The sequence below is a fragment of the Blautia sp. MSJ-19 genome (genome assembly GCF_018918125.1).
Lineage (GTDB): Bacteria > Bacillota > Clostridia > Lachnospirales > Lachnospiraceae > Blautia_A.
Window position 1 is genome coordinate 72728 of the sequence record NZ_JAHLQA010000015.1, and the last position, 19956, is coordinate 92683.

Consider the following 19956-nt stretch of genomic DNA (forward strand, 5'->3'; position numbering starts at 1 on the left):
GGCTTGATTTATATTTATATGTTGGTTTCAATTTTTCTTATCCGGCAGAAAGCCTTTTGATGTATGAACGATGATCGGATCAAATACCATAAACATCGCCGGCAGCACGAGAAGTACGACAACTGTACTGATCACGGCACCTCTGGCAAGCAGTGTACAGATCGAACCGATCATATCTACCTGTGAATAAAGTGCTACACCAAAGGTTGCTGCAAAGAAACTGCATCCACTTACAATAATAGACTTCATAGAGAATTTATGTGCAATGGAAATAGATTCTTTTTTTGTCTTACCGAGATGACGCTGTTTCTGATAGTTACTTGTCATCAGGATCGCATAATCTACCGTTGCTCCAAGCTGGATCGCACCGATAACGATACTTGCCACAAATGGAAGGGTAACTCCCTGATAATATGGGATTGCCATATTAACAAAAATCGCAAACTCAATGACGGCCAGAAGAATGAACGGCAGTGAGATGGATTTAAACACAAACAGAATGATCACAAAGATCGCTGCCATGGAAATAATATTTACTCTTTGCAGATCGACATCTGTAGTATCCTGAAGATCCTTCATCAATGGTGCCTCACCGATGACCATGGATTCCGGACTGTATTTCTTGACGATATCCTGAATCGCAGCCAGCTGTGCATTACACTCATCTGTTGCAGATGAATATTCTGAGCATACAAACTGTACTTCATAATTATCGGATTCCAGCATCTCTCTGATATTGGAAGGGATCATGGATTCCGGGAAGGTCGGTCCGATCAGAGAATTCATACCCAGTGACCATTTCACTCCATCCACTTCATCGATCTGATCCAGCATCTGTGTTTTCTGTTTGCTGTCCAGTCCGTTTTTCAGAAGTATCATGTGTACGGTACTCATATCAAAATCTTCTTTCAGTTTCTCATTGGATACGTTACTGTCCAGAGTTGCCGGAAGAGATTTGTCGATGTTGTAATAAATCTGTGTATGATTATTTCCATAGACTGCCGGATACAGAAGGATCAGAAAAACAAGCAGCCATACTTTATAGTGCTTTGTAATAAATCCTGAAGCCTTATCCATATTCGGAAGCAGAGCTTTATGTTTTGTCTTTTCAATCGCCCCGTCAAATACAAGGATCATTGCCGGAAGTACTGTGACACAACAGATTACACCAATGACTACACCTTTTGCCATAACGATACCCATATCACGTCCAAGGGCAAAAGTCATAACACACAGTGCAAGGAAACCGGCAATCGTTGTAACGGAACTTCCCGCTACAGATTTGAATGTATCTCCAATCGCATGTGCCATCGCGCGTTCTTTGTCATCGTACTTTTTCTTATATGCTTCGAAAGAGTTCAGAAGGAAAATGGAATAATCCATTGTTACACCAAGCTGAAGAACTGCTGTCAGTGACTTTGTAATGTAGCATACCTGACCGAGAAAAATATTACTTCCCAGATTGTATACTACTGCAAGCCCTACACTAAGCAGGAACAATACCGGAATAACCAGTGAATCCATTGCCAGAAGCAATACCAGTAAAGAGAGGCAGGCTGCAATCACAACGTAGATCGGCATCTCTTCCAGTGCAATGTTTTTGATATCTGTTACGACACCGGACATACCACTGATAAAACACTGTTCATTTGCAATCGCACGCATGTCTGTAACTGCTTCCATTGCTGCGTCAGATGAAGTCGTATTGTCAAACAAAGCGATCATCATCGTAGCATCCCCATTAAAGAATGCATCTTTAAATTTGTCCGGAATCATGCTGACCGGAATACTCAGATCGGCTACGCTGTCATACCACAGCACATCCTTTACGTGTTCTACATCCTGAAATTTTTCTTTTAACGCTGCCACATCTTTCAGGTCCATATCTTCTATGACTACCATGGAGAAAGCACCCATTCCAAATTCATCCACCATGATGTCCTGACCTTCTACGGTCTCCAGAGAATCCGGCAGGTAACTCAAGATATCATAGTTGACTCTTGTCGCTGCCATTCCCAGGAATGACGGGATCAGCAAAATCATACTGATAATAACAATCAGCACTTTGTGCTTCGCGATCCATTTTCCAACCTTAATCATCATATCCTCCTTATTGACTTTCTTTCTCATTTATGACTGTTAGTCACTTTTTACTCATTAAGTGTTATATACCAAAACTGACCATTAGTCAATATACGTTTTTGCCAATGTGTCCAAAAATCAACACTTTCTATATGCATTTGCTCATATACCGATTCAGAATATTGACTTTCGGTCAGTTTTGATTATAATAAATGGCGACAACCCTATGCGGAGGAGGTTTTTGAATGGGCAAACTGGAATTAAATAAAAAGAAAAAAGAAGATGCTTTGTACAATACTGCTTTTGAACTTTTTACAACAAAGGGCACAAACAAAACCACCATCTCCGATATTGTTGAAAAAGCAGGGGTAGCAAAAGGTACTTTTTATCTGTATTTTAAAGATAAATATGATATAAGAAACAAACTCGCCTCACATAAAACAAAAGACCTTTTTTATACTGCCTATCAGGCCGTACGTCAGAACCAGATCATCGGATTTCCGGCACAGCTTCATTTTATGATAGATCATATTCTGGATTCCCTCCGAAACGATTCCCAGCTTCTGATCTTTGTTTCCAAAAATCTCTCCTGGAACGTTTTTCAGGCAGCTCTTGAAGAACAGATGCCCGACAGAGATGTCAATTTTTATGATAAGTACCTGCAGCTGATCAGCGAAGACCATCAGGCATATGAGCATCCTGATCTGATGCTCTTTTCTGTCATAGAGCTTGCCAGTTCTACATGTTACAACTGCATCCTCTATCAACAGCCGGTTCCCCTTGAAGAATACATGCCTTATCTTCACAGGTCTATTGATGGAATTCTTTCCAGTTATAAAAAAAGCACATCTGCTGCCTGTCCAGACTAAAACAGAGCTGTACCTTTCTTTGGGTCAGCTCTGTTTTTTACTGTTTCTTTAATTTTCCATCTCTCTGCGCTTTTTCCACCAGCCGGCGATTTCCTTCATTCATGGTACCAAATTTATCCACACAGCAAACAACTTCTGCACAGGTATCCATAAGTATTTTTGCTTTTGTTATATTTTCTTCTGTTATCACCTCAAACGGTTCCTCCGTGACCACTTCTGCCGCCAGTGCTCTTGCCACTTCATAGTCCACGTCATTTCTGTGAATCACACCGGCCACAAAAGGAATTCCGGCTCGTTGCAGTTTCCGGTATACAGGAATTCCCTGTCCGTTTCCGCCAATAACAAACACCTTCGGCTCTCCCGCCGGTGCTCCCATTTCCAGGCATCCAAACGCTGCATTATAGCTTCCTGTTGTAATTCCATAAAGATGATGTATATACTCAGAAGTAAAGATTTCTTCCGGTGTTCCATATTTTTCAATTCGGTCACCATGCACACAGATTACGGAATCCGATATTTTCTGTGCCAGATCCAGTTCATGCAAAGACATCAGCACAGCAGTATGATGTTCCAGTACCATCTTTTTTAATATAGAAAGAAGTTCCAGTTTGTGACGGATATCAAGAAAAGAAGTCGGCTCGTCCAGCACAATGATCTCCGGTTCCTGACAGATTGCTCTTGCCAGAAGGATCCTCTGTCTCTGTCCATCACTGATTGCAGTAAAATCTCTGTCTTTAAAATCCAGTGCATGGACCATTTCCATTGCTTTATGTACTTTTTTCCAGTCTTCTTCTGAAAGGATTCCCAAAGCTCCGGTATACGGATACCTTCCTGTCGCCACGATATCTTCGCACGTCATCAGTTCCGGACGTATTCTCTCCGTCGTCACAACCGCCAGTTTCTTTGCAACCTCTCTGCCAGACATCTGACTCATCAGTTTCTGGTCCAGGTACACCGTACCTCCGACCAGTTTCAGCTGTCTGGTCAGGCTTTTGAGAATTGTAGACTTTCCTGCTCCATTTGGCCCGATCAACGTCAGGATCTCTCCACGGTTCAGCCTGATCTCAATATCCCGGATCAGTGGTTTTCCGTCATATCCTACCGTCATCTGCTCAGAATGAACAAAATATTCTCCCATTATGCCATCCTCTTTCTTCGAATCATAATGTAAATCACAACCGGAGCGCCAAATACTGCTGTCACAGAACTGATGCTCAACTCCGTAGGTGCAAATGCAGTTCTGGCAATCAGGTCACAGAACAGACAGAACACAGCCCCTCCCAGGAAACATCCCGGAATTATCAGGATCGGTTTTGAAGTCTTCATCAGACTTTTTACCAGATGCGGTACCGCAATTCCTACAAAAGATATCGGACCGGCAAATGCAGTCACACAGGCCGACAGAATACTGGAAAGCAGAATCAGGGCAACACGAAAAGCCTTGATATTCACTCCCATATTCTGTGCATATCCTTCTCCTAACTGATACGCGCTGATCGGCTTTGACATCAGAAAAGTAATGAAAAGTGAGACAAATACCACTACTGCCATCACAGAAACATTCTCCCAGCTTGTCCCTGAAAAACTTCCGAGCGACCAGTTATGAAGATTGACAATATTGGAGTCGTCTGCAAAAGTAACAACGAAATCAGTTACTGCAGAGCAGATATAACCAATCATAATACCACTTACGACCAGCATCGACATCTGTTTTACTTTTCGTGAAATCAACAGGACAAATCCCATTGAGATCAGTGATCCGGCAAATGCGGCAAGAATCATCACGGCAGATGTTGCCACCATGGATTTTCCCAGCAGATAGATCATTGTCAGCGCAACGATCAATTTTGCGCCGGACGAAATCCCCAGCACAAAAGGACCTGCGATCGGATTTCCAAAAAAAGTCTGCAGAAGAAACCCGGACACAGAAAGTGCTCCTCCCAGAATCACGGCTGCCAGTATTCTGGGAAGCCGGATCTCCCAGACAATATTGTAAGCTGTCTCGTCTCCTTTTTTCTGAAGCAGAATCTGCAGAATATCCTTCAGCGAAATAGAAATGCTTCCTGAATTGATATTCCAGAATACCAGCACCAGAAGGAGTATGATCAGAATGGCAAAAGACAGCCAGTATCTGAAATGTAATTTCTTCCGCATGTTACTTCCTTCCTTTATTTCAATTTATGCATATATGTCAATGTATCCAGCTGTGGATCATCTGAAGTGAGCATCGTATGGATATCTTCAATCATAGTTCCCAGCTCCATTGTCTCCTGAAACAGATTCTGATTCGTGCACCAGACATTTCCATCTTTGACTGCCTTGAAATCAGCCAGGAGCGAACTCTTCTCCAACATCTGACTGATATCTGTCAGTTCTCCGTCGATCGTGCTGTTATAGATAATATAGTCTGCATCTTTTGCTCCGGCATAAAATTCTTCCATTTGCATGTTCATAGTAGAAAGAGAATTGTCTTCCTCCTCGCCAAGATCATTGAAAATATATTTTCCACCGGCAAGTTCGATCATCTTTGACACATAATCCCCGGACTTGCGGACATTTGCCGCACCGACAGAATTAATATAGAAGAAAGCCACTGTTTTTTCGGTAGACTCACTGTCTTCTATCGCTTTCAGTTTATCTACCTGCTCCTGAAATAATTTATCTGCAAGATCTTCTTTTCCAAGAAGAACTCCATATAATTTCAACCATTCTGTACGTCCAAGGGGATGACTTTCGTAGCTGGAATGCTCAACCAGAACAGGAATTCCAAACTGTTCCAGTTTTTCTTTCACTTCTGGTTTGTGGTAGATCATCGTAGACTCAATTGCCAGATCACAGTTCTTTGACAAGATCAGTTCATAATCCGGTGCACTGTATTTTCCGGCAAAAGAAATACTTCCGTCTTCCAGTGCTTTCTTTGCTTCATCAATATACCATCCGTCTGCATTCGTGCCTGAAAGACTGATACTGTCCAGTCCATCCAGCGCACAGAAAAGATCCATTGCAGATGTTGCTACCAGATAGATATTCTGCAATGGCTGTCTGATCACTGCAATATCACTGTCTAGTCCATCTGGTGCCTCTTTTCCCTCCGGCACCAGCAGAAACTGTCCGTCTCCCTCGATTGTGATCAGGGCATATCCGCCTTCATAATAATCCACAGAAAACTGATCTGCATACTGCAGTTCCAGACTATGATCATATTTCAGCCCTGCCAGATCTGCGCTGTTTGTTTTGTTTATTTCTTCTACTTTTTCTGTTTCCCCGGCTGCCTGCACAAAAACCGGTGTTACCATCAGCATAGATGTACTCAGTGCTGCACACAAAAACATCCGTAACTTTTTTCTCATTTTTACTTTTCAGCCTCTTTAATACTTGCAGAATCAAACTGTAAGGTATATTCAATCTCATGAGGGGTACTCATTGCAACTGTATCCGCCACAACTTCCATCGGATAATCAAAACCATCTACCGGAATCTCGAATACTGAATTACCGTCCTCATTGACCGGTTCATATTTGTCGTCACCGATCAGCATGTAATCATAATATGGGCTGCTCCATTCTACAGAAGCAGTTACTTCGCCATCTTTTACTGTAAATGCTGCAGGTGAAGTTACCGTTGCCTTACCGGATCCGCCTTCCAGCTTTACGTCCGCAGTATAATCACCATCTTCTAATTTGAGATCTTCTGCTGTTACTTTTTTGGTATCTGTTTCTGCAGAGTCGGCTTCTTTCTGAGGATTTGTCACTTTAACTTTGTGATCATACCATTTATTCTTCGTTCCGATCAGGGCAACATCAAATTCTTCATCAATGGCCGGCACCGGAATATCAAACCCGTAAACTTCATCTGTCATTCCATCGCTGTATGTGACTGTGTCTGTCGTAGGCTCAAGAATTTCTGCACCGTCCTTCTGTGCATCTTCTGCTGTTCCGACAAACAGATTTACAATCTTCTTGGAATTCAGGCTTACATGGATGGTCATCTTCCCATCTTTAACAGTCAGCGTTCCTTTTCCATCATTTGCTTCATTTACATGAAACATAGAGCTGTCGGTATCAAATTCAGCACTGTAGATACCATCTTCCAGGACCTCTCCTTTGCTGTTTTCTTCCGCCTCCTGTGGATCTGTCGCCGTCGCAGCCACTTCTTTGGCTTCTGAATCTGCCAGAACCGGACTGTAACCACCAATCATAAGTGCTCCGCTTAATACACATGCCATCATTGCCACTGAACGTTTCATAATATAAAATCCTCCTGTTTTTACAGGAAATGCCCGGAAGACCATTCAGCCTTCCGGGCAGTCCCATTATCTTACATAAATTATGTATTATTTATTATTCTGCTTCTTCTGTGGTATCAGCTGCATCATCCGTCACTTCCTCTGCTGCATCATCGGAAGCTTCTTCTGTATCATCTGTTGCTTCTTCCGTTGTGCCAAGAGAATCAATTGCTGCTTTTGTATGTGCTACATACAGATCTTCAACTGCAGCGATTCTTCCAAGACCTTCGATCTGGCAGTCAACGCTGTCAAATGCTCCGGATGCCTCGAACTGGCTCTTCCAGGAATCTTCATCATCACCAGCCATATCGTTGTTTGCATGGTCACCAGCAACAACCATAAGCGGACGAAGAACAACTTTCTTGAAACCTGCGTCTTTGACTTTTGCGATAACTTCTTCGCATGCTGTGTCTTCCGGTTCACCTTCAACAGTTCCGATGAAAGCGTTTGTGAATCCAAGGTCTTCCATCTGTGTCTGCATCTGATCGTATGTTACATTTGCTGTATGAGAAGTACCATGTCCCATGAATACGAATGCTGTTCCGTCTTCAGCGGCTGCTTCCATGCTGTCATATCCTGCTACCTTGCAAGCTTCATCTGTGATAGCCTGTGCAACTGCTTTTTTGTCATCATTGATCACTGTAGCATCATCACCAACTTCACCAAGCATTGGCTCTGCGATTGCCACAGATTCAAATTTATCTTTGTAGTTGTCGATTGCTTCTACCATTTCATCGTATTCAGCGCCATGCATCAGATGTGTAGGCTGAACAACAAGATTCTTAACTCCGTTTGCTACTGCGCGGTCAAGAGCCTGATCCATATTGTCGATTGCTTCATCATCTCTTGCTTCTACATGGTTGATGATGATCTGAGCTGTAAATGCACGTCTTACAGACCAGTCCGGATAAGCTGCTGCCAGAGCATCTTCAATTCCTTTGATGTCCTGTGCACGGCTGTCGTTGAAAGATGTACCAAAGCTTACAACCAGAAGTTCATTCTCGCCAATCTCATCCTGATTACGCGGATCATCCTGAGAAGCATCGCCTGTGTCACGTCCGAAATATTCCGGGCTTGCTTCTTCGCCTTCTACCAGTTCTTTCTGTGCATCTGTCAGTGCATCCCATGCTTCTTTGGCTGCCTTACAGTCTTCATCTGTTGTGTCGTTTCTTTCCTGAACATAGATCTTGTCGATCAGCGCTGCAACATTGTCTGCTGCTGCCTGATCATCAGAAGCCTCTTCTCCGTCTGCTGCTTCTGCATCGTCTGCTGTCTCTTCTGTTGCTGTTTCAGCAGCATCATCTGCGGCATAAATACTTGCAGAACCCATCATTGTAACAGTTGCTACAGTCATTGCCAGTGCAAGTGCTTTTACGATTTTGTTTTTCATGTTTGTTTCCTCCTGTACTTGTCTTTTCATGAAATTTTAAAATGAATAACAAAGTACGGACAGTGCCGGGCAGCGTTTTTATTTTTCAAGGGCGGGCAGCCCTTCACAATAAAAAAACTCCTGCACCGGGCTAAGAGTTTCTGGATTATGGTACAACCAATGACTCGTGATCCGGAATATAAAATCCCCGTACCAATAGCAGGCAGGTTTCCTGACTCACAGATCATCACGCTGAAATCGTCTTCCCAGTTTCCCAGTGACTGTGCACATACACATGATTCCGCATTCCCTGCATACAGTGACGAGATCGTACAGGACTTACACCTGTTTCCCTTTTAACTGATGATTATTTAATACTATAACACCAGCACCTGTTATTTTTATTATTCAATTTCTTACAGAATACCACTATTTTTGCAATTTTACAATAGGGCATGCACTTTTTTGCAGGGAAATCTCTCGCTGTATATGCCGCCCCAGATCACCGATCATATTTTTCTTTTCCTGAACATCAGCAGATCCCATACCGGAAGCAGGTAAAGAAACAGTGCAAATAAAATACTGTATCCCGGTGCTCCTGCCGCAGTCAGTGGAACTGCACATGCAATCGACCACGGAACCAAAGGCGCTACGATCACTGCACTGTCTTCCAGAAAGTTTGCAAATCGCAGATTATCTGATTCTGTTTTGCTGCAGAGCTGATCTGTCAGCATGATCGCAAGCGTCTGATTGCATGCAATTACACTGGTCAGAATCGCAGTCACAAGAACAGCAAAATATGGTTGCGTTTTTTCAGCAAGCGTATATACCATTTTCTGGAGTCCGTCGAGAATTCCGGTCTTTTGAAAAATACCGGAATAGGATGAAGAAATACAGACGATCGCTCCAACTTTCAACATAGATGCAATCCCCCCTCCATTCAGCATTCCGGCAATCGTCAGATCTGCTGAATGGTATCCCATTAGTAACAATCCTGGTAATTTCTGTACCGGCATATGCTGCACCGCAATGCAGATTGGGATTGCGGTAACAATACTCGCAGACATGGCTGCTTTAACCCCCGCCTTCATCACAGAGAGTACCAGTATCACAACTGCCGGGAGAAGTGTAATCCAGCTGATCCAGAATTCAGATTTGAAAATATATGCCAGATCCGGGATTTCTGCTTTGCCATGAAGCTGCATACTGACTGTAAAATATACGATGCAGGTAAACACAAATGGAAACACTGCACTTTTTATCATATTTTTTATATTTTCGTAAACACTTGTTTCTGTCAGTTCTGCTACCAGCAAAGCGCTTGTAGATACCGGTGAACATCGATCACCAAAATACACGCCTGACAGAATCGCCCCACCGATCATCCACGAACTGATTCCAAGTGCAGTTCCCATTGTGGCACACACAACACCAATGGTTGCTGCTGTTCCCAATGCAGTTCCCGTCAGTACTGAAACCAGGCAATTCAAAAGGAACGTCATAAGTAAAAAAGTAGACGGTCTTATCAGATGCACTGTATAGCAGATGATTGCCGAAATCGTTCCTGCCTGCCGCCAGAGTGCCGTCAATATTCCAATCAGAACAAATGTAACAAGAATATTTTTTACTTTTCCTACTCCCTGCAGTGCCATTCTGCCTATCTCTTTCCAGGTATACCCCTGCTGTTTCCCATACAGACTGAACAGGATCAGCCCCGCCGAAAGAGCATATAAAATAGATTTTCCCGTGATGATGCATACAATGAGCAATGTGCAAAAGATTCCCAACGTCAGAAATTCCATACTGCTTTTCCTTTCGTGTTTTAATGTTTTATCATAATAGCATGGATCAGCAGAATTGTAAAATAAGAACGATCACATAACCTCTTCCTGCAGCCCGCACATCCAGTTTTTATGAATCTTTCTCCTATGCGCACCTTTCTACATTTATGTCATAAAATATAGAGACACATTTTTTGTGACAGAAAGGATTCGCTCATGGAAAATTATCAGATGAATCGTCCATGTGGCCGCCCATATAACGCAACCTGTGGAATGGCAAAAGAGATGATGTCCGGGCAGCAGTGTTCCTGTCGGAACAACTCCCGAAATCAGCCATCCCGTCCAGCCCCGTGTCCCTGCCATCTTCCAGATGCAAAAACGAGAGATGCGGAAATGTATACGCATATCGATCAGATGGAACCGGCCATGGCATATGTTCCGTGCCAGAAATTCACAACCACATATGATCTTGGATATGCTCTGAAAGTCGGCACTGTTTTTCCTCAGCTTTGTAAACCGTTCTGTGGAAAGCGAGGTGCTCAGAGATGATGTATCGTAACCAGTGTACTGCCCGTGAAAAGTTGATGAATCGTATCAACGAAGTCAGTTTTGCAGTGAATGACGTCCTGCTTTATCTGGATACGCATCCATGTTGTGAAGAGGCACTTTCTTTTTATCAGGAATGTGAACAGGAACGTCAGAAGTTGATAAAAGAATATGCACAGTGCTATGGACCGCTGACCGTAGATGCTGCTCTGGAATCCGGCGGTGATACATGGAAATGGGTACAGCAGCCATTTCCATGGGAAACGGAAGGAGGTTGCAGGTAGTTTATGTGGAATTATGAAAAAAGGCTTCAATATCCGGTAAATATAAAAACTCCAAATGCCAAAATTGCACAGTTCATCATGAGTCAGTATGGTGGACCGGACTTCAATACCCTATAATACAAAAATTTGACATTTTTAAGATGATACAATATTCTCCCGGCAGTGGGTACCTGCCGGGATTTCTTCTTATTATATATTACTGCTTCTGGATATATCGAGCTGCAACGAATCCATAGTACTTACCATCAATCCTGATATAGTACCAGTCTGACCCATCAGCAGCCTTGACGGTATCACAAACATCTACCAGATTTCCTTTTTTCAGGAGTGGCCACTTCTTAATCTTCGGATTTTCTGCTCCTGCCCAGGAACGGACATTGAGTTCTGTTGCTGTGACCTTGCCAACGAATTTCGGTTTTGTATTCAGGGTCTTTGCCGTCTCTGTGGATGCCTGATCTGTCTTTGTTCCATAATCGATCCACACATAGCCATCAATCGCAGAATCCGTAAGTTTGTACTTTTTATTCCGGCATGCGCCGCCGTTGGCAACTACACCTGCTGCACTGGAAGTGTTTCCCTCATTGGTGTACACATATTTTGTATCATATGTCCGCACAGATCCAATATGTGAACCGTTCCGGAAGATGATCAGTGCACCTTTCTTCGGTGTCTTTTTCCATGTTCCTTTCTGTTTTGCATGCCGGGTCACACTCTGGCAGTTATAAAAACCGCCTCCCATGATCTGCAGCGCTTTCGTCAGTCCAAATACTTTGACCAGTTTCCAGAACTGATAAACAGCACACCATGGCTGTCCCTGGCATCCCGGCTGTCCCCAGCTGTTGACATCACGGGCGAACTTCGTGTAATTATTATACCCAGCATTTTTCTGAAAATCATCCAAATATGCAAGTGTAGCTTTTTCCAGATACGGTTTACCAGTTTCCTCACCAGCATAAAGATCACCAAGATCTGTAAATTCTTTCAGTTTGTCTGTTGTCGCCACTGCTGTTTCCTCCTTCTTCTGTTCTTCTACATAGTTCTTATAAAATATATTGCGGTCTACTTTTGTACTGATGCCCGGAATTGTTGCTTTACTGGAATACTGCCAGCCCACTCCGAAATCCGGTCGCAATCTTTCCTGAAGAGTGCCGTTGTCATTGGTTGGATAACGGGCAATCCAGAAATCGTATTTTTTCAGATGACTACAGATCATGTTTGTGTACCAGTCCAGGTTACAGTAAATCCCAAACTTATAGCCTGCTGCCTCTACAATTTCCCGGAATGCATCAGCCATCTTGTGGATACTCTCTGCTCCAAGTGTCCTCTGGTTGTGATATTCCAGATCAAGCCACACCGGATACTGGATCTTGCGTCCGTTGAGTGTAGAGACTACCTTCCGAGCTTCGCTCTGGATCTCTGTAATCGTCATTGCATAAGAGTATTTGTATACTCCGACCGGAATATTGTACTTGTTGCATGCTGCATAGTTGGTCTCGAAATATGAATCTACGACATTTCCCATTTCGGTAATGCGGAGCATCACGAAATCCATACCGTAAGCAGCTACCTTATCCCAGTTGATTTTTCCCTGGTGTGCAGAGACATCAATTCCTTTTAATTCCATGTTCATCCCTCCTGCTATATAATAAGCAAGAGGACGATCACTCGCCCTCTGAGTCTTTGTATTTTGTTCTGTCCCAAATTTCTTTTACCCGCTCCCATCCGCCGGTTGCAACAAGATATACAATAAATGCACCGACTACAGAAGCTACAATATAATACCAGATAATTGTCACCTTATAATATGTACATAAGATGATTAGAGCAATCGGGCACAGAATCAGTGATGTGATCAATGCCACGATACTTGTTGGAATCTTATTAAGGCCAGGCATTTCCTTGATCACCTGCACGATGATCGATACCAGGAAGGCAAGTGCCCCCAGTGCTGCCAGTCCATAAGTTACATACTGCATCATTACGTTAATGTCCATGTTCATTCTCCTTTATGTTCCAGATCTTCTATCCTATGATTTGCTGCTTTAATCTGCTCTTCCTGGACTTCCATTTCCTTTTCCAGGATATATGTTCTTTCTACAACATTGTTGTGCTTGTCCACTCGCTTTGTCAGTTCTTCCAGCTTATACTCCATCAGGGCTCTGGTCTTCTCCGACTGGCTGTGGTTGCTGATCAGGCACACAATGAGTGTTACTGCTGCACTAATGCAGGATGAGATAATCGTTTCCATCTGCTTCCTCACTTTTCTTCGTAGATCTTTATCCAAGCGGTCCATGTTCCTGCATTATTTCCGGTTCTCACTGCTATATTCGAATTCTGGTATCCCAGTGCAATCTGGAATATTGCATTCGTGGATGACTCTTTAACGTTCAGGACGAAGCATCCGAATCCTGGACTATTGGTGCAGGCTTTCCCGTAGATCTTGTCCTGGAGTCCTGACGCTGTCGCAGTATTCAGGTTTTCGCTGGTAACTACTGTACCTTTGGATAAAAACGGATATCTGGCTGCATTCAGTCCGTTAATCGCTCCAACGATCGTTTTATTGTCAGTTTCCAGTTTACCGATCACCGCATTTGTCAGTTTGTCGATGATCCAGTTCCACAATCCAGTAAACGTCACTCTCTTATTCGCCTTTCCAGTCGCATCATAGATCATAATGTCATCTGTATCTGCAGGAGCTGCCTTGGTAGTATAATCTGACCACTTTCCCATTTTTTTCATCCTCTCTATAATTCAAGCTCTATTGTCTCGCCGGTGGTATCCCTGATCGGATTGCCGGCAGTATCTTTCATCAATTTCAGCGTCTCATCGACTGACACATATATCGTCTTTCCATCTGTGTCACATATCAGATTCCCCGAGATATCCGTAAAAACAGAAAAGACATCATCGACATCCACAGATATCTTATATGTCTTTCCTGCGTCTACTGGATTCGGTGATATGCTTGCTCCAAAAAACTGAATCATGCAATCACCCCGCCTTTATCTTAATATTATCCACCCATGTTTCTCCTGCTATCTCGTAAATATACTTGAATCGATATGTGCCTTCTTTTTTCGGCTGTATATAGGCAGAGATTTCATGAGCCTTAATGTTGCAGTCTCCAGAAGCTTCCAGGACATCCCCGTCATCACCTTTGTAATACAGCTCCCATCTGGCACTGTCGATTACGAAGGGCAGTTCTGTGTCGCATTTTGGTTTGACCTCCGCTCTCAGATATCTCGCCTCCGGCAGATCATACTGTACCGGTTGTCCCACATATGATACGCTCAACCTGATAGCCCCCTTCCTGTATTTCTATCGTCTTGTTGCATTCCCGGACTTCTACGTAGTATTTCTTCTCATCCACGCTGACCTGTTTCTCGTCATCCAGCACAATACAAGCCTGCAGCTCGTGTCCAGAAATAACAAATAACATCGTGCAGAGATGAGACGTATTACCCGCCTCATCCTCTGCAAAGATCTCTGCTGTATACTTTCCGTCATCCTCCCACGGTACGGCAATCTCCCATGTTGCGTTGCTGGCACGGGAGAAGATCACATCCGTGCCGTTTGCCTTTCCGTATACCCGCTCAACCATATCAGTCTGTGACTTCTACGCTGATAACGAATGTCCTTCCTGCGTCTACCGGGTTCGGATTGAGGGTAACGCTCTTGATCGTTGGTGCAGTCGTATCCAGTTTGACGGTTCTGACAACAGTTGTGGTCTTGCCAGCAGAGTCGGTAGCCACAACAGTGATTGTATTGGTACCTGTCACCAGGGTAAGAGCCTTGGAGAAGCTGCCATCAGTTCCGACTTCAACGCTCTCTGCTGCACCGACATTGTGTTTGATAGTAACCTTAACCGGACTGGATGTAGCATCGTTGGTCGTACCTTTGACGGTGCATGCTGCCTGATTAGTTACAAGTCCATTTGACGGTGTCATAATGCTCAGGGTCGGCGGAACAGTATCTACCTTAAAGGTAACTGATGCCTGGGTAGCAGCATTTCCATCATTATCAGACACATCGATCTTGACTGTATGTGATCCATCAGACAATGCCGAAGTTGGTGTATATGTGCATTCGTATCCACTTGTAGTTGCCTTCTTGGTAATAGCATCACCAGTAATCTTGGAGCCAGAATCGATCGTAATTCCAATAGTTGCAGTATTAACTCCTGAGTCATCATCTTTAACAGTAAACGTAATCGTAGGCTTGCTATTAGTAATATAGCTTCCTGCAGTCGGTGATGTAATCTCAATCTTTGGAGCAGTTTTTTCTTTTACTTTTAACTGCAATGACGTTCCGAGTGTGGAATCAGTTGCATCTTTTGTCGTTACATTCCCTGCATCATCAGTTGCCTTGACCGTCACTGGATAATAGTGCCCGCTCAGGTTGTAACTGGATCTTATCGGTGCCGTGATTGTTGCTTCGTATTTTCCTGTACTGCTGTTTAATGTAAGTGTATAGGTCTGGCCATTTACAACGGCCTGTACTGTTTTTACTGCCATTTTTTCTTCCTTTCTGCAATAATTAGTCAATAAGTATCCTTCCCTCTCTATGGTGGAAGTCCGAACCATCTTTTCATGTCATTCTCCTTTCAATGTCCGAATGCTGCGTTTCAGTTTCTCGATTTCCCGTTTCTGCTGCTTAAGCATCGCAAACATAGCCGGGATCATAATACGTTCATTCCAGTTCTCTGCTTTTCCGTCTATGTGATCGACCGCCAACGGAAAATATTTGTCTACATCTTCCGCACGGAACATCGGGAAATAAACTCCTGCACGTTCATCGTGTTCTTCAAGGTATCCGTCTCTGTACCTTGCCATTATTGGTTCAATGTTGTACAGATTCTCGATAAATTCTTCTGATAACGAAGCTCCAAGAATCTTGTATCTTTCGGACGAAGAACCATATGCCCGAAGCCTGTAATCAGTGTTTGAAATCCAGGCATTCCATCCGGCTGTCGTAAACCCAAATCCTTGAACCCTAAAACTTTGTTTGAACAATGGCTCATTTTCTTCATCATCAAAAGTACACGGCCCCGATACCTTCATATTAGCGATCTCCAAATCGCATTTTTTAGCAGTCAAGCTTTCTGTTGCTGTCAAATCTTTGAATTCACCTGTGCCAGCCGACACTTCCGAAGCTTCTACAATCAGCTCTCCGTTGTCCCAACTGATTCCCCAATCAGTGGCAGCGACTTCAATATCCAGATTACTTCCAAAATATTTCGTGAAATCAACAGGTAATATTCCATCGCTTGAAAACTGGACTCCTGTGTATTTCATGTACTCTGAATTTTCTTCATAATTTGTAAAAACAGTATATCCGGAGTAATCAATAAGGCCTTTGACTATGCCCTTGTCATCCTGTATTTTGAGGTATCCGTTTCCGTTTTTCTTTCCACCCAATGTTGCACAATTTCCCAGCAATGCATCCAGGCTGATGTACAGATGACCTTTTAGGTAATAAAGCCCTTTCCATTCGCCGTCATTGGACAATATCTCAACAATCTGTTCCTGTGTTAATGCTGCAACATCAAGAGCAACTGAATAAGTCTGCATATCAGCGATGCTTGTTTTGGATTCGTCAAGATAACAAGTCACTCTGATTACTCCACGAGAACCAATCATCTGAAGGGAAGAAGTTATTGAGCATGTGCTTGTAGCTTTTGTCTGATTAAGCGTAATCGTTGTCCAGGTTTCTCCCGAATCAGAGCTTCTTTCCGCTTTCCACCATCCCGCAAACTCTTTTTCCGGTCCCTGTCCATCGCGATAATATGCATTGACACTAAGTTTATTTGGACTGACTTTTTTGTTCTGACCCATCAACAATATTTCTGCGTTGGCTCTAAGATAATATGTTCTTCCCGGAACACCATCTTCTCCTCGCATTCTTGCCCATGTATATTTTCCAGGATCGGAGCTGTCCGGTTTTTCGAAATCGGTATAATGGCCAATATATATTCTATCAGAGTTGGTTGTCGAAAAATCTTTTATACCATCAGGACTATTTGCGTAAGCGGTATGGATGTAAGAGGTTTCTCCATTCTCCCCTGGAATGCCAATGCCATCAGCTCCATCTTCTCCTCGGAAGCGACTCCATATATAATCTTTTGGATTATCAGACGGTGTTTCCGTAGTTTTATTGTCTGCGATTCCAACATATACCGCTTCTGCGTATGCATATATTTTTTGTCCTGCCGCATCAAGCAATGGGGTGTCCGCCGTATCCAATAGAACCGTATACTCAGGACTATCTGTCATGTCCATTCCGTCTGGTCTTAATGCATATTTTCTCCATGTATAGAGCTGTTTCCCGTTTTCACCGATTTTTCCAACCGAATAAGATATCACAGGATCGCCTTTGCTGTATGTGGTTGTAACTCTGGTCCAGATATACTGGCCTGGCTTGCTTTCCGGAGGATTCTTGCTCCATTCTCCCGTTGGTGGAGTTGTGCCATTGTCTGATGCCTGATATGCCACTTCTGTTCCGGTCACACCATTTCCCTCGGCTCCATTTTTGCCGATATGAGAGACCGAATATCCAGTTGTGCTTGTTCCGTCTGTATATTCAGTAACGGTCTTTGTCCATAGATATTTTCCTTCAGGTACAGTCGGGATTGTATCTGACCATGCACCAGTCGGAGCAGTTGTGCCCGATTCGGACACCTGATATTGACTTTTTGGAGTGCCTTTGATTCCTTTTCCAGCGGAGCCCGGTTTGCCTGATCGTTGCTTCGAGATGGTAAATCTCTTCGTAATGGATAGATTGCTCAAATACGTTGCCTTGATATCCACCCAGCCATCATCGGCAGTTAATCCTTTGACTGTGTATGTATGAGTTGCTTCATTCCAGGAGCCAGAAATGCTTTCGGATACTGTGACCGTAAAGCTACAATCTCCGGTAATGTCCTGCGTGCCATACATTACGGTCGCTCTTGTAGATACTGACGGGAATACCGGAATATTGCCGTCTGAATCAGATGTGATCGTCTGCATGTCATTCGACAGCTGCAGGGTCATATTCCTGGCAGATGCGATATTCTCGTCCATGGATTGCAGTTTTTTTGACAGTGACATTCCACCTATGGTCAGCGTATCAGGATCCATGTACACGGACTTTTTATCCATGTCCACCTCAAAAATAAGTTTTCCATTGGAATCCTTTACTGCCAACGCTCCAGCATTGATCCATTTTGCATTGATACCAATCACATTCAGTATTGTAGCGATCATGGTACCGTCAACTAGCCATCCGGAATTCCAGGTCTTCCCACCGTCCGTCGACATTCCCCAGCCTGCAGCACTGAATTTCACAACAATCGTAGCATCGGATAATTCCGGTTTGTCGCAAAAATAAAGAATGGTGCTTCCATCTCCCATTGTTTCATGAATCGGAAAAAGACCATTCTTTGTTTTCATTGCATCCTGCAAATTGCCAAATGCAGTGTCCCACTCTGTTTTCTGTCTCTTCATGTTTGCACGTAATTCTTTGTAGACCTGAGTAGCCTGACTGTATCTCGTGCTCGAAAGACGCGTAGGTGCTTCAGCTCCAGATATCAGATTCTGCGATGTATGAGCTGTATATTCCACATTTGTGAAGATTGTTTTGTGGTACCGTTTTTTTGCATCGATCACGAGCCCAATATCGCCTGCTTCCCTTGCAGGATCTGCAGGTGTGCTGACCGACATCGGCCGAAACTGTACTCCATTTAAGCGTTCGCCTAAATATGCAGCCACGGTTGCGCCGCTGCTTTTTTGGATCAGCTTATTCCCAGAAATTTCCAAAACATAACCGTCTGCACCTGACTGATAGGTTATCTCCTCTGTGCCTTCTTCCCCTTCCTCCATCACACGAATTCCGGTAATTACTACATCATCTGTCTGGATCGTTGATCCTGATAAAAGATCATCTATTTTCAGTATCTTCTCTGTTGCATCGACATCTACAGTATTTGAGTTGCCATTTTTTAGCACTTTTCCCGCATCTATACGGATTTCCTGTCCATTCATATCCAATATCGCATTTCCATCAATATCGGTCCAGATCGTATTTTCTTTTCGGATCCAGGTTGATTCCAGAAGTTCTGTGTCGTACCACTGTGCAGATAATTTTCCAAATCTGTTGATCCTAAAAAATTTGCAGGCAATCTGCCCTGCCCACTGTAACACCTGCCGAAATGTCAGTGCAGAATCATCCGGCCGGTTCTGTACAACAAAATTATCGTTGTCGAAAGCTGCTGTATCTGATGCCAGGGTAACTCCACAGCAACTGCAGGCATCCCTTACTATGGCTCCAAGAGTTGCCGGATATACAAGCTCACTAAGCGAATACGGCCGGTCAAACTTAGTCATATCATCAAAAGCCTTTACAGATACCGAATTTCCCGACTCTTCCCCCGGTTCCGCTGTGAATTTACCTTTATCCAGCCACTCAACAGACCCATTCAATAATTCCAAACCTACTTGTGCAGTTATTACGGCACCGTTGAAGTCATGCTCATCAAATCTTCCATCAATATTGTTTAGCTTCAGCGTTAACTGCTGCGCTATCGCCGCGCCAAGGTCGAAGCTGCTTGTGTTTGAGGTGCCTTCGGATATCTGAAATGTATAGATATCCAGGTCTTCCACGGTGTCGTTGCTTCCGTCCGGGAAATTAATGATCACTTTGTGGTGAAATATTCCTTTTTCTTTTAAAGCTTCTTTATAAGCTGCAGTTGTCTTTATCATCC

At 43.6% G+C, this 19956-nt stretch carries 19 protein-coding genes, 1 pseudogene and 1 riboswitch; of the genes and pseudogenes, 4 read left to right on the forward strand and 16 right to left on the reverse strand.

Annotated features, from left to right (window positions below):
- Window positions 1-27: 27 nt before the first annotated feature.
- Complete coding sequence (locus tag KQI91_RS06495) at window positions 28-2100, reverse strand: efflux RND transporter permease subunit (protein ID WP_216392090.1); 2073 nt, start codon at window positions 2098-2100, stop codon at window positions 28-30.
- 227 nt (window positions 2101-2327) lie between these two features.
- Here KQI91_RS06495 and KQI91_RS06500 point away from each other — a divergent pair, with 227 nt between their 5' ends.
- A complete protein-coding gene (locus KQI91_RS06500) occupies window positions 2328-2951 on the forward strand; it encodes a TetR/AcrR family transcriptional regulator (RefSeq protein ID WP_216392044.1) in 624 nt (207 codons plus the stop codon).
- Between the two features lie 37 nt (window positions 2952-2988).
- On the opposite strand, the gene KQI91_RS06505 is transcribed toward KQI91_RS06500, so the two are convergent.
- The 6 genes from KQI91_RS06505 to KQI91_RS06530 form a co-directional block, all read right to left on the reverse strand.
- The gene (locus tag KQI91_RS06505; protein ID WP_216392045.1) at window positions 2989-4089 is read right to left on the reverse strand and encodes an ABC transporter ATP-binding protein; all 1101 of its coding nucleotides are present in this window, start codon (window positions 4087-4089) and stop codon (window positions 2989-2991) included.
- Window positions 4089-5105: a FecCD family ABC transporter permease gene (locus KQI91_RS06510; protein ID WP_216392046.1), complete on the reverse strand. Its 1017-nt coding sequence runs from the start codon at window positions 5103-5105 to the stop codon at window positions 4089-4091. Before KQI91_RS06510 ends, KQI91_RS06505 begins: the two co-directional genes overlap by 1 nt.
- A gap of 14 nt (window positions 5106-5119) precedes the next feature.
- Window positions 5120-6301, reverse strand: a complete 1182-nt coding sequence (locus KQI91_RS06515; RefSeq protein WP_253288387.1) for an ABC transporter substrate-binding protein — start codon at window positions 6299-6301, stop codon at window positions 5120-5122.
- 2 nt (window positions 6302-6303) lie between these two features.
- A complete protein-coding gene (locus KQI91_RS06520; RefSeq protein WP_216392047.1) occupies window positions 6304-7197 on the reverse strand; it encodes a hypothetical protein in 894 nt (297 codons plus the stop codon).
- 94 nt (window positions 7198-7291) lie between these two features.
- On the reverse strand, window positions 7292-8626 hold the full coding sequence (locus KQI91_RS06525; RefSeq protein ID WP_216392048.1) for a sirohydrochlorin cobaltochelatase: 1335 nt from the start codon (window positions 8624-8626) through the stop codon (window positions 7292-7294).
- A 184-nt stretch (window positions 8627-8810) separates the two neighbouring features.
- Window positions 8811-9016, reverse strand: a riboswitch (cobalamin riboswitch).
- Between the two features lie 98 nt (window positions 9017-9114).
- Window positions 9115-10407: a Na+/H+ antiporter NhaC family protein gene (locus KQI91_RS06530; protein ID WP_216392049.1), complete on the reverse strand. Its 1293-nt coding sequence runs from the start codon at window positions 10405-10407 to the stop codon at window positions 9115-9117.
- A 195-nt stretch (window positions 10408-10602) separates the two neighbouring features.
- Between KQI91_RS06530 and KQI91_RS16065 the strand changes: the two genes are divergently transcribed.
- From KQI91_RS16065 to KQI91_RS06545, 3 genes and pseudogenes are all read left to right on the forward strand, one after another.
- Window positions 10603-10935 (forward strand): spore coat associated protein CotJA, encoded by a 333-nt coding sequence (locus KQI91_RS16065; protein ID WP_253288388.1) that lies wholly within the window; start codon window positions 10603-10605, stop codon window positions 10933-10935.
- A complete protein-coding gene (locus KQI91_RS06540) occupies window positions 10932-11216 on the forward strand; it encodes a spore coat protein CotJB (RefSeq protein WP_216392050.1) in 285 nt (94 codons plus the stop codon). Before KQI91_RS16065 ends, KQI91_RS06540 begins: the two co-directional genes overlap by 4 nt.
- Before the next feature lie 3 nt (window positions 11217-11219).
- Window positions 11220-11318: pseudogene (locus KQI91_RS06545) on the forward strand (manganese catalase family protein); the annotation flags it as partial.
- A 94-nt stretch (window positions 11319-11412) separates the two neighbouring features.
- Here KQI91_RS06545 and KQI91_RS06550 read toward each other — a convergent pair.
- From KQI91_RS06550 to KQI91_RS06590, 9 genes are all read right to left on the reverse strand, one after another.
- On the reverse strand, window positions 11413-12840 hold the full coding sequence (locus KQI91_RS06550; RefSeq protein ID WP_253288389.1) for a GH25 family lysozyme: 1428 nt from the start codon (window positions 12838-12840) through the stop codon (window positions 11413-11415).
- Window positions 12841-12877: 37 nt separating this feature from the next.
- On the reverse strand, window positions 12878-13210 hold the full coding sequence (locus tag KQI91_RS06555; protein ID WP_216392051.1) for a ribonuclease: 333 nt from the start codon (window positions 13208-13210) through the stop codon (window positions 12878-12880).
- Window positions 13211-13212: 2 nt separating this feature from the next.
- Complete coding sequence (locus KQI91_RS06560) at window positions 13213-13464, reverse strand: hypothetical protein (RefSeq protein ID WP_216392052.1); 252 nt, start codon at window positions 13462-13464, stop codon at window positions 13213-13215.
- A gap of 8 nt (window positions 13465-13472) precedes the next feature.
- Window positions 13473-13946, reverse strand: coding sequence for a pyocin knob domain-containing protein (locus tag KQI91_RS06565; RefSeq protein WP_216392053.1), 474 nt, complete (start codon window positions 13944-13946; stop codon window positions 13473-13475).
- A 14-nt stretch (window positions 13947-13960) separates the two neighbouring features.
- Window positions 13961-14203, reverse strand: coding sequence for a hypothetical protein (locus tag KQI91_RS06570; RefSeq protein ID WP_216392054.1), 243 nt, complete (start codon window positions 14201-14203; stop codon window positions 13961-13963).
- A gap of 4 nt (window positions 14204-14207) precedes the next feature.
- A complete protein-coding gene (locus KQI91_RS06575) occupies window positions 14208-14510 on the reverse strand; it encodes a hypothetical protein (protein WP_216392055.1) in 303 nt (100 codons plus the stop codon).
- Window positions 14473-14817: a PF13754 domain-containing protein gene (locus KQI91_RS06580; RefSeq protein WP_216392056.1), complete on the reverse strand. Its 345-nt coding sequence runs from the start codon at window positions 14815-14817 to the stop codon at window positions 14473-14475. The genes KQI91_RS06575 and KQI91_RS06580 overlap by 38 nt, the downstream gene beginning before the upstream one ends.
- A 1-nt stretch (window position 14818) precedes the next feature.
- Window positions 14819-15730 (reverse strand): Ig-like domain-containing protein, encoded by a 912-nt coding sequence (locus KQI91_RS06585; RefSeq protein ID WP_216392057.1) that lies wholly within the window; start codon window positions 15728-15730, stop codon window positions 14819-14821.
- 78 nt (window positions 15731-15808) lie between these two features.
- Entirely contained in the window at window positions 15809-19954 is a 4146-nt protein-coding gene (locus KQI91_RS06590) for a hypothetical protein (protein ID WP_216392058.1), read from the reverse strand.
- Window positions 19955-19956: the final 2 nt, after the last annotated feature.

Coding starts and splice junctions, on each gene's coding strand:
- KQI91_RS06560 (WP_216392052.1), bottom strand. CDS start 13,464: ATGGAAACGATTATCTCATCCTGCATTAGTGCAGCAGTAACACTCATT.
- KQI91_RS06540 (WP_216392050.1), top strand. CDS start 10,932: ATGATGTATCGTAACCAGTGTACTGCCCGTGAAAAGTTGATGAATCGT.
- KQI91_RS06525 (WP_216392048.1), bottom strand. CDS start 8,626: ATGAAAAACAAAATCGTAAAAGCACTTGCACTGGCAATGACTGTAGCA.
- KQI91_RS06520 (WP_216392047.1), bottom strand. CDS start 7,197: ATGAAACGTTCAGTGGCAATGATGGCATGTGTATTAAGCGGAGCACTT.
- KQI91_RS06555 (WP_216392051.1), bottom strand. CDS start 13,210: ATGGACATTAACGTAATGATGCAGTATGTAACTTATGGACTGGCAGCA.
- KQI91_RS06565 (WP_216392053.1), bottom strand. CDS start 13,946: ATGGGAAAGTGGTCAGATTATACTACCAAGGCAGCTCCTGCAGATACA.
- KQI91_RS06550 (WP_253288389.1), bottom strand. CDS start 12,840: ATGGAATTAAAAGGAATTGATGTCTCTGCACACCAGGGAAAAATCAAC.
- KQI91_RS06580 (WP_216392056.1), bottom strand. CDS start 14,817: ATGGTTGAGCGGGTATACGGAAAGGCAAACGGCACGGATGTGATCTTC.
- KQI91_RS06590 (WP_216392058.1), bottom strand. CDS start 19,954: ATGATAAAGACAACTGCAGCTTATAAAGAAGCTTTAAAAGAAAAAGGA.
- KQI91_RS06505 (WP_216392045.1), bottom strand. CDS start 4,089: ATGGGAGAATATTTTGTTCATTCTGAGCAGATGACGGTAGGATATGAC.
- KQI91_RS06495 (WP_216392090.1), bottom strand. CDS start 2,100: ATGATTAAGGTTGGAAAATGGATCGCGAAGCACAAAGTGCTGATTGTT.
- KQI91_RS06530 (WP_216392049.1), bottom strand. CDS start 10,407: ATGGAATTTCTGACGTTGGGAATCTTTTGCACATTGCTCATTGTATGC.
- KQI91_RS06585 (WP_216392057.1), bottom strand. CDS start 15,730: ATGGCAGTAAAAACAGTACAGGCCGTTGTAAATGGCCAGACCTATACA.
- KQI91_RS06510 (WP_216392046.1), bottom strand. CDS start 5,105: ATGCGGAAGAAATTACATTTCAGATACTGGCTGTCTTTTGCCATTCTG.
- KQI91_RS06515 (WP_253288387.1), bottom strand. CDS start 6,301: ATGAGAAAAAAGTTACGGATGTTTTTGTGTGCAGCACTGAGTACATCT.
- KQI91_RS16065 (WP_253288388.1), top strand. CDS start 10,603: ATGGAAAATTATCAGATGAATCGTCCATGTGGCCGCCCATATAACGCA.
- KQI91_RS06500 (WP_216392044.1), top strand. CDS start 2,328: ATGGGCAAACTGGAATTAAATAAAAAGAAAAAAGAAGATGCTTTGTAC.
- KQI91_RS06570 (WP_216392054.1), bottom strand. CDS start 14,203: ATGATTCAGTTTTTTGGAGCAAGCATATCACCGAATCCAGTAGACGCA.